Origin of the sequence: Pseudomonas sp. SMN5, assembly GCF_052041925.1 — a bacterium.
GTDB lineage: Bacteria > Pseudomonadota > Gammaproteobacteria > Pseudomonadales > Pseudomonadaceae > Aquipseudomonas.
The window spans coordinates 1-15,089 of the sequence record NZ_JBKGGX010000049.1 but is presented as its reverse complement, the minus strand read 5'-3'; the positions used below and the strand labels follow the sequence as shown (position 1 = coordinate 15,089).

Sequence of the window (15,089 nt, the reverse complement as noted above, 5' to 3'; positions counted from 1 at the left end):
CGAAAGCGACCTGCATTACAACCGGCATCGCTACTACAATCCCGAGACTGGGCGCTACCTGACACCGGATCCGAGTAAGTTGGCGGGTGGACTCAATGGGTATCGCTACACCCTGAACCCGACGGGGTGGGTGGATCCGTTGGGGTTGGCGTGTAACTGTCCGGGCGATATTGAGGCCGACGGGCCGTTTAGCGAGATTGTGCCGGGAGGCGGCCTGGCGGCGCATGAGGCTCGCGGTGGGCATTTGATGGACAGGCACATAGGTCGTTCTGAGGCTCAGTTGAGAAAGCGACTTGAGTTAGAGCCGCACGTACCTACCGCGTCGACATTTCCTGATAGAGCATCGGCAGAGTCAACGGTTTCCAAAGTATTGAATGCAAAAGAAACAGAGGTTGACGGATTTCTAAACAATAAATTAGAAAAGAAACTCGTCTTACAGCAGTCCTTCCCTTCTCCGGTTGGAGTCGGGGTTATCCGAAAAAGTGGAAAATTAGAGTCCTTGTCCGTCGTGACTTTAGTGTTGAAAAAATCCGAGCAGTCACCTACTGGATACAATTTGCTTACAGGGTATGTCGAAAAATATGAAAAATAGGTATCCGAAACTTTTCCATTTTTTTGGTTGTTATTTTCACCAAGACTGGATGTGTGAGTCATCAGATCCGGACGGGGTGATAAGGCTTTTTGTGTCAGATTCGGAACCGCAGGCCATTGGCGCGTTAAAAAAAGAAATAGTGATGTTGTTGGCAGAACGCCTTGATGAGGTGAGCCTTCGAGACTTTATTATGGAAAAAATGCCCTGTAATTATTGTTATTGGATGGAGTGGGAGAGTGGCGCAATTTGGCTGAAACATATTCTTGAAGTTCTCGATGAAGACGATGGCAATCTTGGCGAACTCTAGTCAGTCTGGCTGACCCACCGCCATCGCGAGCAGGGCTCGCTCCCACAAGAGGCTGAGGGCAAATTCTCATCCAGCGGTCAAGCTGGAACCCTGTGGGAGCGAGCCTGCTCGCGATGGCGATATATCTGTCCCCACCGCTCTCAAATCTGATGTCGCCACCAACGACATATCCCAAAAACGTGTCGTCAAAATCGACTTCTGGCGACATGATACCCCACACCCCGGCGTTTATTGTGACGCCCTAGCATCATCCCAGACCCACAGCGCCTTGCGCCATTGCCTACAACTACGCCAGAATCCGCCGGCTTGTGCGCTTTTGGCCGTCTCGGTAACTTGAATCCCGTCACTGCTCATCAGTGATCGGGTTTCGCAGCTCGGACTCTATAGGCGCATAACGTCACCTTCGAAAGCACATCGCCCATGTCTGTGTTTTCTTTAGAGGTGGCTGTGCGTGGGAGACCTTCGGGTCTGCCGGTCCCTAGAGTCCCGGTCTGCGAACCCGCGTACAGCTGCCACCCAAAATTCGTTTCGCAGCGAACGGTGGCAGCTCCTACAGACTCTAGGAGCTCTACCATGGTCAAAATTACACCGAACCCCCCGACAACAGACGAAACCGTTTCCCGCGTTCAATCAGCACGTAACAAAAAGTTTGATGATGCCGCGACTCGGACCCTGGATTACTACCTGAATCCCAAGCCGAAGGAAGAAACGTCCGACAACCCCAACAGCATCTACCGCATCGCTTCTAATGTGGATTCCGAATGCTTGCTTGTCACCCTCAGTGAAAACCTCGCTTCGGCGAACGCGATGCTCGAAGACCTGGCATCCGATCTTGAAGGTTCGCGACGGCATGTGGCGTTGGGGATTCAGCAGGTGGTTGAGTTGAGCGAGCTGCTGGCAAATCGAGCGTTGGATATTGTTGAGGTAAGGTAGGGGAGGAGTCGCTACCCTGAACACGCAGAAAGCCTTGCACAAGCAGGGCTTTCTTCGTTCCACAGGAAAAAAGGCCAAGGAGCGTTCAAATGCCGCAAATGGACTGGCTAGAAAATCACATGGACCACTGCGACCTGATGGCCGAATGGCTATATCGGGAATTCAACCACGAATACGCGGAACAATCGCTCGCCGGTTGGCAGCAGGAATTCGCCGAAGGACAACGCGACGGCCGCTGGAAATGCCTGATTGCCACAGAACACGGCCAACTATTGGGCGGCGCCTCACTTGCCAGCAATGACCTGCCCGAGCGGCCGGAACTGGGGTCGTGGCTGGCGTGCGTACTCGTTGCCCCAAACGCACGGCGCAGAGGGCTCGCGGCGCAGTTGATCGAGGATATTTGTTGTCATGCGGGGGAGGCTGGGGTCACTACCTTGTACTTGCATACCCATAACCAGAGTGACTACTACGCCAGGCTTGGTTGGGAAGTGCTGGAGCGGTTTGAGGCTTGGGGGAAGCGGCAGTACCTCATGTTCCGCAGCGTATAGCGGCAGTCCTCCAACTGAACGGACCGATGCGTCCATTGGAATGTCTTAACGGGCTTGGTTAAACCGCACGAAGTCAGCTGCTGCTATACCCAGCAAGCTGGCTCTCAAAGTATTGGGCCGTCTCTTGATCAGTGCAGTATAGGTAGCAGCCTTTCATTCCACGGGTCATCAGCGTTCTATAGGTGTTTTTGATAATTAGATCCGTCTCCTTCTGAGCGAAATCAGGCTGTTCTTTCATCAGTTTTTTCCAGCCACGAATCGATTTGTCGTTCTTGTCTCGCTTGTGTGGTGATGTCAGCACTTTTCCGTCACGGACGATCAAATCCGGTCCAATGATCACACCTACATAGTCAACTTCCAGCCCTTGGCAGGTATGGATGCAGCCAACCTGTTCTATGGAGTTCTCCGCGATAATCCAAAGGCTCCCGTCCTGATCCAGGTTCCACTGGCGAGCGTAGTCGTCGCCGATCACGATATCGGATGCCTTAGGATCTTTTTTACTGAGCCAAGGCCAGCAGTACCCTGCGACAACACGAGCTTTATTTCCATGGTTTTTCTGCTCGATGGCCGCATGCATAGCCTGGGGAGAGCTGAACACCTTGAATTCGTACTCATTGGTATCGAGCAGGGGATTGGCGGTTGGTCGAATAGCTAATACGTCATCCAGCCACGCCAGATAACCATCGGAACCGCTGCATCGAAATTGGGAAGACAGCGAATATTCTTCCACGGTTGCGCCTTTTTCTTTGGCGAAGGTGCGTATTGCCTGCTTGCTACCGATATCGCTCAAGGTCACGCGCTGATCTTCGTCGATAAAGAAAATCGAGCATTTCGCTGAGTTGATCAATTCCTTGATTTGATTCTCGCCGAGGTTTCCATAAAGACCGCTTTTCTCGTTGAGCCTGTGGGCTTCGTCAATGATGAGAGCATCCAACGTGTTGGGCTCGGTTTCGATAAACGCCCCAGACCCGGAAAAGAAATTGGAGAAATGGCTACGCTTGATCGACCCTACCAGCTTGCTTTCGTACACCTTGCGGGGCGCGGCATTTTTCGAAACGTATTTGCTCAGCAGCTTCAACTCGGTAAGTCTCACTAGCAAGTTGATTGCCAAAACGGTCTTCCCGGTTCCCGGGCCACCTTCAATGATCAACACCTTTGACGCCGTTATGGATGCCTCGCTTGCCGCAACGAGCGCTGACTCGAAGATTTCCTTCTGATCGTCAATCAATACGAACTCAGGGTTGCCTTTCATAAGCCCGCCAAGCGCCTCTGCTAGGGCTTTGGAGGGTCGAATTTTTCCGTTCGACAGCTCGTAAAGGACTTCTTTGTTGTCCCCGCGAGTGATGTGCTGCTTTAGGAAATTTCTTAGCTTCGTAAGCTCATCAGGGCCTTTGAGAAACAGTGGCGCCTTACTGATATGGGCTTCGTAGTGTGCAGAATCGATGACGCCATCACTGACATAGTTGTGCAAATAGGCACAGGGCCGAACTTCAATGCTTTTGTCGTAGACCGCTTCGTTGAAGCCTTCCAGCAGCGCTGCGTATGACCACACCTGGTATGACGGGTGAGTGGTTTCAACGAGGCCTCCGCCCAACGCTGTTTTAACAATGGCGTCCTTGGCGGTTGCAGTCGCCTTGCTCCACTGCTTCAGCTCGATCAAAACAGCTTTTTTTGCTTGGTTCTCATCGCGGCCGGTAAGCAAAAAGTCGATGCGTTTCGAGGACTGCGGAATATGCAATTCAATAGCCAGGCCTGCATCGCTTGGCAGGTCATCATCTCGAAGCACCTTGGCCATATAGGTCAAGGATCCCTGCCATGACCTGATCTCTGACGCGCCCACATTCTTACCGGTGGCCTCTGTGAAGTGCCGAAGAATCACTTCTTCAATGTCGTCGTTATCGTTGTCTTTCAAGAATTGCTGTTTGGTCGCAGCGTAAACGATCACAAGAAATCCTTAGAGCACGAGGCGTCAGAGTTGGTCGTACTTTTTGCTGGTGCTTTTGGCTTTATCGACGGGGTATTTCTGGCCGTTCAGAGCAAGCTTGCTCGTGACTGCTTCGTTCAGATCGACCCCGAGCACGCTGCTCAGACGGACCAAATACATGAGTACGTCGGCTAGCTCGTCCTTAACAGCTTGGGCGGTCGAGGGATGCTTAGCGGCAGCCACTGAGTCGGTTTCGCTCATCCATTGGAAAATTTCGCAAAGCTCACCCACCTCGCCCGTCAGGGCCAGCAGAAGGTTTTTAGGCAAGTGGAACTGCTGCCAGTCGCGGTCATCCGCAAAGCGTTGAAGCGACGCTGCAAGCTTTTCCACTTCGATTAGTCGTCTCGGGGGAACATCCGTCTTGCTCACAGATTTGCCTCTCGTGCCACAAGGACCTGACCGAATAGTCACGTCGGAAATTTATGAACGGATTGTAGGAGTTTCTCTTGGGGCGGTAAATTTTTTATGTCTGCATCGCTGCTTAGTGGGGCGGTTAGGACATTATTATCTGGTTTTTTATCTGATTTAAGGTGTCCTCAAGTGCATTGCTGTTTTCAATTTTTAGGGCTTCGAGTGCGTTAATAAAATCATTGTCAGTAAGGGGGATGATTAAGCCGTGGCCGTTCTTAAATGAATCTCTGCAACGCTCGATAAAAAGCTGTTTGTTTGAAATTTCTCGACAGGTTATGATGCCCAGCATGCCGCGATTTACGGTTAATCTGCCAATCATCTGATCAAGTTCAGGATTCTGTATATCTTTTGAGTAATTCTTACATTCCACTATGACGTACGGGCATTGGATCTTGTGGATCATATGAAGGTTGTAAAAAAAACCTTCTTTTGCCGCATTTTCGAAGTAAATGTCTATCCGTTTTCGTCCTTGGTTTATTTCTGCTTCTAGGACTGGGTGAGAGCAGTTTGGATAGAAAAGTATTTCGAGTATCCCAACTATTGTCTTGTGGTATTCCGAAGCGGTTGCAGTTCCTTGCTTAATGGATTTTAACTGTGCGATTAAACTATCTGCGACACTTGTAAGACTTAAATCCATGTCAATGGAGTCAGACGACAGGGGGTGGACTTGTTCCGCTTGCTGATCTCTAAATGATTTAAATACTAAGGGGTGTTTTTCGGTGAATTCGAAGAGCCATTCCTTGCTATATTTTTTAACTACATTTTCTTTTATTTTTTTCTTTGAGACAAAGGCTGTGCCATCTTTACGGTGCTCAACCCAGATACCTCCGGTACGTATATGCTCGTGCTGAAGATATTCAAGGACATGTTTATTGAAATAATTTTCAGGGGCATAAGCTTTGCAAAAGGAGACTATTCCTTTTGGGGTTAGAAGAATTTTCTTGTCATCAATTATCAAGGTGTTTTCGTGGGTAAAAGTCCATTTTTTTCGAGAGATATCCCAAATAGGGCCTGCTGAAACCTCAGGGGTCATTTTTATTTTATGCAGCTTACACTGGGTCTGTGTATAGCTGATAAGGTTTCCCCTTATCAGGTTGGTTGTCATATCTGAAACTTTGTCTTTACCTATGCCGGGTATAAAAAGCCTGAAATCTTCTAGGTCTGTTAGTTTTCCTGATTTAATTGCCTTGCTTTTAATGATGCTATCAAATAATTTTTTTGCATCTTCGCTGCCGATGCCATTTCCCCTAGGTATCCCGGAAGATAGGCCTAGGCAAGTTTCATTCGGCTCATGCAAGTGTGAGAAAAGCTCAAAAGCTTCATCCTCTTTTCCTTGGCGAACGAGGTCAAGGAAATGGGAAAAAAACGATCTAACGGAGCTCGATGCCTTTATTGACCAGTGATCAATTCTTAGGCCTAACAAATAAGGGTCGACGAATAATCGGGTATCCGAATCGGTATCAATGTCAACGAAGTCGAGTTCAAATTGAGTTTTTGAAAGTTTGAAGCGTTTCGATAATTTCATAAGTCCGTTTATCCATTGCCAACTAGCTTGGCAGTCTCGATTGGTCTAAAGTCCTATGTTGTGGCGCAATGATATTACGCCGGAGCTGCAAGGCAATCAATAGGTAGAGTTTCGTGCTTGGATCGAGCTGCTGCTGTTAGATGCGATGTCGTATCCTCCAGGCATAGCGTCAACTGTGTTGACATCCATTTTTTGAGCAGTGTTTGAAATGCGTTATGTTTATAATGTTCTTTAATTTCAATAAATTAGGTGGATTTAACGTCAATTTCCAATGCTCGGGTAAAGGTCGGTTTTGCCTGCTCCACTTACCAGTCTTGATCAGGTTTTTTGACTGTAGAATTCGTGTGACTTGTCCGTTCTAGCTTCTGCCTCAATGAACGCGCACTCCTCTAGTCACGGGGGAGATGCATGCATTGAATTAGGGCCTGATCTAATAGGGGGCTTCAGTGAGGATGGCGGCGTTGCAATAGGCATTAAAAAGCCGGCTTATGGCCGGCTTCTCGTTGACTGACTCAGTTCGTTTTTGACAAACCTCACCAGCCTTCAAAACGTACACCCGGCTCTTGCGGCCGGCTGTGGGGACTTGGTCAGAGAGTGGTCTGCCTTGTCGGTGCGAGGCGTGGGCTCGCAAATGTGGGGCGGAGGATACGTGGGTTTTGGGGAAAATCCCAGTGGAAGTTGTGTTGAATCATTGGGTTAGCATTATGAAAAAAGAGCGGGGCTGCTTTGCAGCCCAGCGGGAGCAAGCTCCCTCGCCACGGGGGTTTTCTTGACATGAAGATCTTGGCCAATTTTCCTGATTGGGTCAGTCGAACACCGGTGGGCGTTGTTTGGTCAGGGTGGACCACCAGAAGACCCAGCCGATGACGCGGATGTTTTGCGCTTCGATCTGTTCGACGCTGAAGACTTCGTCGGGGTAGGCGGTGTGGTTGTGGCTGCGTAGGCGCAGGCGGTTGCCGGGGATGCGGTGCAGGTATTTGATGCGCAGCATGCCGTCGTGTTCGAGGGCGTAGATCTGGCCGTCGATGACTTGGGTCAGGCCGCGGTCGATGGCGACGGTGGAGCCGTCTTCGATGCGGTCGGCCATGCTGTCGCCGACCATGGTGGTGCAGATGGCGTCGCTGGGGTTTATTTCCAGGGAGTCGAGGTGGCTGCGGGGCAGGCGGATGGATTGGTCGGGGATTTCGATGACGTGGGTCTTGGTTTCGCCGGGGGCGATGGGGGCTTCCTTGTAGTAGGGCAGTTCGATGTCCGTGGTTTCCGGCACGGTGTAGACGCCCTGGACTTCGGCGGCTTCGTAGGTGGTGCCGGGGCCGAGGCCCAGTGGGGTTTGCGGGCCTTCGCCGGTGGCGAGCCATTGCGGGCTGACGGTCAGCAGGCTGGCAATGGTGTGGATGCGCCCTGGCGGGATGCCACGGTTGAACCAGTTGTTCACGTGCTGGGATTTCACGCCGTATAACTTCGCGAAGTCGGCGGAACGGATATGGGCTTCTTTAAGAAGGGCTCTGAAGCGGTCGCCACTGGAGATCTTTTTCATAAACGGAAAGTTTAGAGACGAGTGTGTTTTCGGCAATAAACATGTCGTTCATATTTATAAGACGATTTTTCCGTTTGCAGGAATTGAAATAGGCTCGGTAAACGCAGGTAAACGGTATTAATACGAGCAAGTATTAAGCTTCATTAAGACATAAAAAAACCCCGGGGCAAACCGGGGTTTTCTTTAAGTTCGGTTTCAGCCTTTGTAGGCGGCAACCGACTTGGTGATCGCTTCGCGGGCGGCGTCTGCGCCGGCCCAGCCTTCGATCTTGACCCACTTGCCTTTTTCGAGATCTTTGTAGTTCGCGAAGAAGTGCTCGATCTGCTGGATCAGCAGCGGTGGCAGGTCGGTATATTCCTTCACATCCACATACAGTTGCGACAGTTTGTCGTGTGGCACTGCGATGACTTTGGCATCGCCGCCGCCGTCGTCGGTCATGTTCAGCACGCCGACCGGACGGGCGCGAATGACCGAGCCTGGGGCAACCGGGTAAGGGGTCACGACCAGCACGTCGAGGGGGTCACCGTCGTCGGCCAGGGTGTTGGGGATGTAACCGTAGTTGGCCGGGTAGAACATCGGGGTGGCCATGAAACGGTCAACGAACAGGCAATCGCTGTCTTTGTCGATTTCGTATTTGATCGGGGCGTGGTTGGCCGGGATTTCGATCGCGACGTAGATGTCGTTCGGCAGGTCTTTGCCAGCCGGAATCTTGCTGTAGCTCATTGGGCGGTGCCCCCGTTAGTTGACCAAATGACTGGTCGGATTGACCAAAAAGTGGCGGCGATTATAGGCATATTCAGCCGCTGATGCCACGCGTCCAAGGTCTTAGAGACCTAGGGACGACGCCTGATAGACCGGATCTTCGGCTTGAAGTTGCCGCAGCCGGGCCAACGGATCCTGACGGTAGAAGGCCTGAAGCTGCGAGTAGACCTTCGGATAGGCCTGGTGCAGCAGGTCTGGGGCGCTGAAGAAATATTCGCTGGTGACGGCGAAGAATTCGGCGGGGTTTTCCGCGGCGTAGGGGTCGATGAGGGTTTCGGCGTCCGGGTCGTGGTCCAGTTGGCGGTTGAGGTCGTCGTAGGCCTGTTGCATGGCGTCGGCCCAGTCCTGGACGCGCATGTCGGCGTGCAGCGGCGGCAGGCCGTTGGCGTCGCCGTTGAGCATGTCGAGTTTGTGCGCCAGTTCGTGGATCACCAGGTTGTAGCCGTCCCAGCCGCCGCTGGCCAGCACGCCGTCCCAGGCCAGGATGATGGGGCCCTGGGGCCAGGCTTCGCCGCTGTGCTCGCCGTCCCATTCGTGTTCGATGCCGCTCGCGTCGCGGTAACGCTGGGGGCTGAGGAAGTCGTCGGGGTAGAGGACGATTTCGTGGAAACCCTGGTACCAGTTCAGTTCACCGAGGTGCATCAGCGGCAGTTGGGCCTGGGCGGCGAGCAGCAGGCGTTGTTCCTGGTGCAGTTCGACGCCGGGCAGGGCGGTCAGGTGTTTATCGTGCAAGAACAGCACGCAGGCTTCGCGCAGCCATTGGTCTTCGGCGGTGCTGATGCCGTCGAGGAAGCTCAGTTGCTGGCGCACCCGTTGCCAGGTGTCTTCGCCGACGGGGTGTTTGGCGAGGGTGCGTCGGCGCCGCCAGTTGCTCAGGGACCACATGCGATCAGGCCTTCGAGGCGCGCTGGCTCATTTTGCTGCGCACCAGGCTGATGATCATCGGCAGCAGCGACAGCAGGATGATGCCCACCACCAGCAGTGACAGGTTCTGCTTGATGAACGGCACGTTGCCGAAGAAGTAGCCGAGGGTGACCAGGCCGCCGACCCATAGGACGGTGCCGAGGACGCTGAAGCCGAAGAACCGCAGGTAATTCATTTTGCCGACGCCGGCGACGAAGGGGGCGAAGGTGCGGATGATCGGCAGGAAGCGCGCCAGGGTTACGGTTTTGCCGCCGTGTTTGTCGTAGAAGTCGTGGGTTTGCTGCAGGTAGTCGCGGCGGAAGATTTTCGAGTTCGGGTTGCTGAACAGTTTTTCGCCAGCGGTGCGGCCGATGAGGTAGTTGGTGCTGTCGCCGAGGATCGCCGCGAGCATCAGCAGGCCGGCCAGTAGGACGGGGTCCATGGCGCCACCGGCAGCGACGGCGCCGGCGATGAACAGCAGCGAGTCGCCGGGCAGGAAGGGCATCACCACCAGGCCGGTTTCGCAGAAGATCACCAGGAACAGGATGGCGTAGACCCAGGTTCCATAGTTGGTCACCAGCATGTCGAGGTACACGTCGAGATGCAGGATGAGGTCGAGGGGGTTGAAATCCATGTAATGCACCTTGGTGGTGGCCCGACTCGGCAGGCGGGTGGGTCGGGCTTTGGAGTGGGGCTACGGGGTTTGTAGCTTTTTCTTACAAGCCGGGAAGGTCGGGATTATACGGGGTGGATTGTGAAGGAGGCGTTGAGTTTGTAGCGGGGGATTTCCAGGCAATGAAAGATCCCTGTGGCGAGGGAGCTTGCTCCCGCTGGAGTGCGCAGCGCTCCCATTTGGATGTGTCTGATGTACCGCGTGGTCAGGGGTTGGGGCTGCTGCGCCCGAGGCGTCGGACCGTCCCAGCGGGAGCAAGCTCCCTCGCCACGGGGTGGTGTGTCGGTGGGTTTGTTGGAGGCAGTGCTGCCCAAGGTGGTGTGTCAGTGGTTTTTTGAGGGGCTGCTTTGCAGCCCCAGCGGGGATGAATCCCCTCGCCACAAGGGGAGATGTGGTGTGTCAGAGCTCGTCGCTGATCGGCAACACGTAGTTCTTGAACTCGGTGTCTTCCTTGAAACCAATCGACTCGTAGGTTTTCTGCGCCACTTCGTTGGTGCTGCTGGTGGAGACGCGCAGGCGCACGGCGTGGGTTTCCTTGGCCATTTTCTTTGCGGTGCGGATCAGGTGGTCGGCCACCAGTTGGCGGCGGGCGTCTTCGGCGACGTAGATGTCGTTGAGGATCCACACGCGCTTGAGCGACAGCGACGAGAAGCTTGGGTAGAGCTGGCAGAAGCCCAGCAGTTTGCTGTCGTCGTCATCGGGCAGGGCCAGGTAGATCACCGATTCTTTGCGGCGCAGGCGCTTTTCCAGGAACGCCCGGGACGAATCCGGATATGGCAGGGAGCCATAGAATTCCCGGTATTTGACGAACAATGGGGTCAGCAGGTCCAGGTGTTCCAGGGTCGCTTGGATAATCCGCATGGCAGGTCTCGTTTACAAAGATCGACGTAGAGTCTGACAACAACGGCGCTCTGCCGTGCTTTTGATGCTGCCTGAAAGCGGATCAAAAACGCAATCGGACATACGGATCAGCCTGGGGGCGGCATCAGTAGGAAATTACCTTTCATATCGGCAGGGTTTTCTGACTCTAGAGTGTGAACCTGGGCTTCGTCCTTCAGGTTGACCCCCGAAAGCTGTCGGCGACAGGCCTCGCGCATCAGATACACCAGACGGTGGGCCGCCATGCCGTAGCTCAAGCCTTCGAGCCGGACATTGGAGATGCAGTTTCGGTAGGCGTCGGTCAGGCCGACCTTGGGGGCGTAGGTGAAATACAGACCCAGGCTGTCGGGCGAGCTGAGGCCGGGGCGTTCGCCGATCAGGATCACCGACATTTTTGCGCCGAGCCGCTGCGCCACTTCATCGGCCACGGCGACCCGGCCTTGTTCCACCAGGACCACCGGGGAAACCGACCAGCCGTCCGCGGCGATCTGTTCTTCCAGGCGCGCCAGGAACGGCAGGGTGTGGCGATGCACCGCCAGTGCCGACAGGCCGTCCGCCACCACAATGGCCAGATCAACGCCGCCGGGATGGGCCGCGGCGTAATCGTCCAGCACCTTCACCGAGGCCTCATCCAGCCGCCGACCGAGGTCCGGGCGTTGCAGGTAGCTGTGGCGGTCGCTGGCGGCGCTGTGGAGCAGCAGGCTTTCGCGGCCCCGTTCGCTCAGCTGCGCACGAAGGCCTTGGTGATCGAACGCCAGGTGCACCGCATCGCGGGCCTGGGCGTGGGCGTACTGGAAGTCCAGTTGCGCCTGGGTCGGCAGGCTGGTGCCGGTGCGGCCCAGGGCGATGCGTGCCGGGGTCAGGCGGCGCAGTTCCAGCCAGGGGTTTTGCGAGTCGACAGGTTGTTTATCCATTAATCACTCATCCCAAATACGGCTTATCCCAAATGAGCCAAGGCATGACGAAACGCCGGCGGCAGGTTGTCGCCGAACCGCACCCGGCCATCGGCCTGGGTGAAGATGCCCATGTTTGCCAGCCACTGCTCGAACTCCGGCGCCGGCTTCAGGCCCAGGGTCTGGCGCGCATAGAGCGCGTCGTGGAACGAGGTGGTCTGGTAGTTGAGCATGATGTCGTCGGAGCCGGGGATGCCCATGATGAAGTTGATCCCGGCCACGCCCAGCAGGGTCAGCAGGGTGTCCATGTCGTCCTGGTCGGCCTCGGCGTGGTTGGTGTAGCAGATGTCGCAGCCCATTGGCACGCCCAACAGCTTGCCGCAGAAGTGGTCTTCGAGGCCGGCGCGGATGATCTGTTTGCCGTTGTAGAGGTATTCCGGGCCGATGAATCCTACAACTGTGTTCACCAGGAACGGGTTGAAATGTCGCGCCACGGCGTAGGCCCGGGTTTCGCAAGTCTGTTGATCGACGCCGTGGTGGGCATTGGCTGACAACGCGCTGCCCTGGCCGGTCTCGAAATACATCAGGTTGTTGCCCAGGGTGCCGCGATTCAGGCTGAGGCCGGCGTCATAGCCTTCTTTCAAAATGTTCAGGTTGATGCCGAAGCTGGCGTTCGCCGCTTCGGTGCCGGCGATGGATTGGAACACCAGGTCCAGCGGCACGCCACGGTTCGCCGCTTCGATGGAGGTGGTGACGTGGGTCAGCACGCAGCCTTGGGTCGGGATGTCGTAGCGCTGGATGATCGCGTCGAGCATTTCCAGCATGGCGCAGATCGAGGCGGTGCTGTCGGTGGCCGGGTTGATGCCGATCATGGCGTCGCCGTTGCCGTAGAGCAGGCCGTCGAGAATACTTGCGGCGATCCCGGCCGGTTCGTCGGTGGGGTGGTTGGGTTGTAGGCGCGTGGACAGCCGCCCGCGCAGGCCGAGAGTGCCGCGGAATTTCGTCACTACGCGGATTTTCTGCGCCACCAGCACCAGGTCCTGCACACGCATGATCTTCGACACGGCGGCGACCATTTCCGGCGTCAGGCCCGGTGCGAGGGCCCGCAGGCTCTGTTCGTCGGCGGCGTCGCTGAGCAGCCAGTCGCGGAAACCGCCGACCGTGAGGTGGCTGACGGCGGCGAAGGCTTGTTTATCGTGAGTGTCGACGATCAGCCGGGTGACTTCGTCGGTCTCGTAGGCAATTACCATTTCCTGCAGGAAATGGCTCAGGGGCAGGTCGGCCAGCGCCATCTGCGCGGCCACGCGCTCGCCGTCGTTGAGGGCGGCGACCCCGGCCAGGAAATCCCCGGAGCGGGCCGGGCTGGCCTTGGCCATCAGGTCTTTGAGGCAGTCGAAGCGGTAGGTCTGGGCGCCGACGGAATGGACGAATGCGGCCATGGGGCGGTGTCCTCCTGGTTCTTATAATGAATTCAAATACAACATTGGGCCTCTGTACTGAACCCTGTGGGAGCGAGCCTGCTCGCGATAGCGATCTGTCTGTAAATGTTGTGATGTCTGACACACCGCTATCGCGAGCAGGCTCGCTCCCACAGGGGGACGGTGGGTTTTCAAGAGAAAGCCCGGTCCCCCAAAGGTTTTGCTTCAAACTCCAGTAAGCATAGCGTCCGTCGGGGCGCTGGAGCGTTGTTTAGCGGTCAGTTGGAAGTACAGGTAGCCGACGATCATGAACGCCAGGAACACCAGGCCGATCAACATGTTGAACCAGGCCATGGCGATCAGGCACACCACCGCCAGGAACAGCGCGATGCCGGGTACGATGGGGTAGCCCGGGGCGCGGAAGGTGCGTTCCAGGTTCGGTTCGACCTTACGCAGGCGGAACAGGCTGAGCATGCTGATGATGTACATCACGATGGCGCCGAACACCGACATGGTGATCATCGCCGCCGTCAGGCTCATGCCTTGCAGGTTGACCAGGCCGTCGCTGTAGATCGCCGCGATGCCGATCACGCCGCCGGCCAGGATCGCCCGGTGCGGAGTCTGGAAGCGCGACAGTTTCGCCAGGCTGCGTGGCAGGTAGCCGGCTCGGGCCAGCGCGAAGAACTGCCGCGAGTAGCCGAGGATGATCCCGTGGAAACTCGCCACCAGGCCGAACAGGCCGATCCACACCAGCATGTGCATCCAGGTCGAATTGTTGCCGACCACCGCTTTCATCGCCTGGGGCAACGGGTCGTTGATGTTCGACAGTTGCCGCCAGTCGCCCACGCCGCCGGCCATGATCATCACGCCGATGGCCAGGAACACCAGGGTCAGAATCCCGCTGACGTAGGCGCGGGGAATCGTGCGTTTCGGGTCCTTGGCTTCTTCGGCGGCCATGGCTGCACCTTCAATGGCGAGGAAGAACCAGATCGCGAAGGGAATCGCCGCGAAAATGCCCGGAATTGAGGCGAGGCTGAACTCATTTGCACCAGACCAGCCGTTCAACACGAAGTTGCTGAAACTGAAGCCCGGCGCGACCACGCCCATGAACACCAGCAACTCGGCCACCGCCAGTACGGTGACCACCAGCTCGAACGCCGCGGCGATGCTGACACCGAGGATGTTCAGGGTCATGAACACGAGGTAGGCGCCAACCGCCGCCACTTTTGGGTCCAGGTCCGGGAACTGCACGTTGAGGTAGGCGCCGATGGCCATGGCGATGGCCGGGGGCGCAAAGACGAATTCGATCAGCGTGGCGATCCCGGCGATCAACCCACCTTTCTCACCAAAGGCCCGTCGGCTATAGGCGAACGGCCCACCGGCGTGGGGAATCGCGGTGGTCAACTCGGTGAAGCTGAAGATGAAACAGGTGTACATCAACGCCACCATCAGCGCAGTGACGAGAAAGCCCAGCGTCCCTGCCGTGCCCCAGCCGTAACTCCAGCCGAAGTACTCGCCGGAAATCACCAGTCCGACGGCAATGCCCCATAAGTGCAGGGTGCCGAGTGTGGGTTTGAGTTGGTTGGAAGTTGTCATAAGTCCTCTCTTGGTTTTTGATCTTTGGTGGACTTTCGGTGGTTGGGGTGTGGAGCGGGCACGCAAGGGTTATGCCAGGGCTGTGGGGCGGCATTCCAATAGGTTTGTCGGTGAGGACGCCATCGCGA

At 55.8% G+C, this 15,089-nt stretch carries 15 protein-coding genes; 4 read left to right on the top strand and 11 right to left on the bottom strand.

What is annotated here, in order from left to right; all coding sequences use genetic code 11:
* From ACLEJR_RS26735 to ACLEJR_RS26720, 4 genes are all read left to right on the top strand, one after another.
* A partial coding sequence (locus ACLEJR_RS26735; RefSeq protein ID WP_440817679.1) for an RNase A-like domain-containing protein occupies positions 1 to 592 on the top strand: 592 nt, incomplete at its 5' end.
* On the top strand, positions 582 to 899 hold the full coding sequence (locus ACLEJR_RS26730) for a contact-dependent growth inhibition system immunity protein (RefSeq protein WP_440817678.1): 318 nt from the start codon (positions 582 to 584) through the stop codon (positions 897 to 899). The genes ACLEJR_RS26735 and ACLEJR_RS26730, both read left to right, overlap by 11 nt.
* A gap of 573 nt (positions 900 to 1,472) precedes the next feature.
* Complete coding sequence (locus tag ACLEJR_RS26725; RefSeq protein WP_440817676.1) at positions 1,473 to 1,832, top strand: DUF6124 family protein; 360 nt, start codon at positions 1,473 to 1,475, stop codon at positions 1,830 to 1,832.
* An 89-nt stretch (positions 1,833 to 1,921) separates the two neighbouring features.
* Positions 1,922 to 2,380 (top strand): GNAT family N-acetyltransferase, encoded by a 459-nt coding sequence (locus ACLEJR_RS26720; protein WP_440817673.1) that lies wholly within the window; start codon positions 1,922 to 1,924, stop codon positions 2,378 to 2,380.
* A gap of 73 nt (positions 2,381 to 2,453) precedes the next feature.
* Here ACLEJR_RS26720 and ACLEJR_RS26715 read toward each other — a convergent pair whose 3' ends face one another.
* The 11 genes from ACLEJR_RS26715 to eat all read right to left on the bottom strand — a co-directional run bounded on the left by ACLEJR_RS26715 (position 2,454) and on the right by eat (position 14,961).
* Complete coding sequence (locus tag ACLEJR_RS26715; RefSeq protein WP_440817671.1) at positions 2,454 to 4,325, bottom strand: DNA/RNA helicase domain-containing protein; 1,872 nt, start codon at positions 4,323 to 4,325, stop codon at positions 2,454 to 2,456.
* 24 nt (positions 4,326 to 4,349) lie between these two features.
* Entirely contained in the window at positions 4,350 to 4,733 is a 384-nt protein-coding gene (locus ACLEJR_RS26710; protein ID WP_440817669.1) for a nucleotide pyrophosphohydrolase, read from the bottom strand.
* 124 nt (positions 4,734 to 4,857) lie between these two features.
* Entirely contained in the window at positions 4,858 to 6,300 is a 1,443-nt protein-coding gene (locus tag ACLEJR_RS26705; RefSeq protein WP_440817667.1) for a hypothetical protein, read from the bottom strand.
* Between the two features lie 805 nt (positions 6,301 to 7,105).
* Positions 7,106 to 7,837 carry a LexA family transcriptional regulator gene (locus ACLEJR_RS26700; RefSeq protein WP_440817665.1) on the bottom strand — a complete coding sequence of 244 codons (732 nt, stop codon included), beginning with the start codon at positions 7,835 to 7,837 and terminating at the stop codon, positions 7,106 to 7,108.
* Between the two features lie 195 nt (positions 7,838 to 8,032).
* On the bottom strand, positions 8,033 to 8,560 hold the full coding sequence (ppa, locus tag ACLEJR_RS26695) for an inorganic diphosphatase (protein WP_400597499.1): 528 nt from the start codon (positions 8,558 to 8,560) through the stop codon (positions 8,033 to 8,035).
* Between the two features lie 102 nt (positions 8,561 to 8,662).
* Positions 8,663 to 9,484 carry a zinc-dependent peptidase gene (locus ACLEJR_RS26690; protein WP_440817662.1) on the bottom strand — a complete coding sequence of 274 codons (822 nt, stop codon included), beginning with the start codon at positions 9,482 to 9,484 and terminating at the stop codon, positions 8,663 to 8,665.
* Between the two features lie 4 nt (positions 9,485 to 9,488).
* Positions 9,489 to 10,136 (bottom strand): DedA family protein, encoded by a 648-nt coding sequence (locus tag ACLEJR_RS26685; protein ID WP_440817660.1) that lies wholly within the window; start codon positions 10,134 to 10,136, stop codon positions 9,489 to 9,491.
* Positions 10,137 to 10,574: 438 nt separating this feature from the next.
* Entirely contained in the window at positions 10,575 to 11,036 is a 462-nt protein-coding gene (locus ACLEJR_RS26680) for a GNAT family N-acetyltransferase (RefSeq protein ID WP_440799594.1), read from the bottom strand.
* Between the two features lie 107 nt (positions 11,037 to 11,143).
* On the bottom strand, positions 11,144 to 11,968 hold the full coding sequence (gene eutC / locus ACLEJR_RS26675; protein ID WP_440817657.1) for an ethanolamine ammonia-lyase subunit EutC: 825 nt from the start codon (positions 11,966 to 11,968) through the stop codon (positions 11,144 to 11,146).
* 23 nt (positions 11,969 to 11,991) lie between these two features.
* A complete protein-coding gene (locus ACLEJR_RS26670; protein ID WP_440799588.1) occupies positions 11,992 to 13,386 on the bottom strand; it encodes an ethanolamine ammonia-lyase subunit EutB in 1,395 nt (464 codons plus the stop codon).
* A gap of 204 nt (positions 13,387 to 13,590) precedes the next feature.
* Positions 13,591 to 14,961, bottom strand: a complete 1,371-nt coding sequence (eat, locus tag ACLEJR_RS26665; protein ID WP_440817656.1) for an ethanolamine permease — start codon at positions 14,959 to 14,961, stop codon at positions 13,591 to 13,593.
* Positions 14,962 to 15,089 lie beyond the last annotated feature (128 nt).

Excerpts from the sequence above, each read along its gene's own strand:
- ACLEJR_RS26725 (WP_440817676.1), top strand. The coding sequence starts at position 1,473 with ATGGTCAAAATTACACCGAACCCCCCGACAACAGACGAAACCGTTTCC.
- ACLEJR_RS26670 (WP_440799588.1), bottom strand. The coding sequence starts at position 13,386 with ATGGCCGCATTCGTCCATTCCGTCGGCGCCCAGACCTACCGCTTCGAC.
- ppa (WP_400597499.1), bottom strand. The coding sequence starts at position 8,560 with ATGAGCTACAGCAAGATTCCGGCTGGCAAAGACCTGCCGAACGACATC.
- ACLEJR_RS26680 (WP_440799594.1), bottom strand. The coding sequence starts at position 11,036 with ATGCGGATTATCCAAGCGACCCTGGAACACCTGGACCTGCTGACCCCA.
- ACLEJR_RS26700 (WP_440817665.1), bottom strand. The coding sequence starts at position 7,837 with ATGAAAAAGATCTCCAGTGGCGACCGCTTCAGAGCCCTTCTTAAAGAA.
- ACLEJR_RS26685 (WP_440817660.1), bottom strand. The coding sequence starts at position 10,136 with ATGGATTTCAACCCCCTCGACCTCATCCTGCATCTCGACGTGTACCTC.
- ACLEJR_RS26730 (WP_440817678.1), top strand. The coding sequence starts at position 582 with ATGAAAAATAGGTATCCGAAACTTTTCCATTTTTTTGGTTGTTATTTT.
- eat (WP_440817656.1), bottom strand. The coding sequence starts at position 14,961 with ATGACAACTTCCAACCAACTCAAACCCACACTCGGCACCCTGCACTTA.
- eutC (WP_440817657.1), bottom strand. The coding sequence starts at position 11,968 with ATGGATAAACAACCTGTCGACTCGCAAAACCCCTGGCTGGAACTGCGC.
- ACLEJR_RS26690 (WP_440817662.1), bottom strand. The coding sequence starts at position 9,484 with ATGTGGTCCCTGAGCAACTGGCGGCGCCGACGCACCCTCGCCAAACAC.
- ACLEJR_RS26705 (WP_440817667.1), bottom strand. The coding sequence starts at position 6,300 with ATGAAATTATCGAAACGCTTCAAACTTTCAAAAACTCAATTTGAACTC.
- ACLEJR_RS26720 (WP_440817673.1), top strand. The coding sequence starts at position 1,922 with ATGCCGCAAATGGACTGGCTAGAAAATCACATGGACCACTGCGACCTG.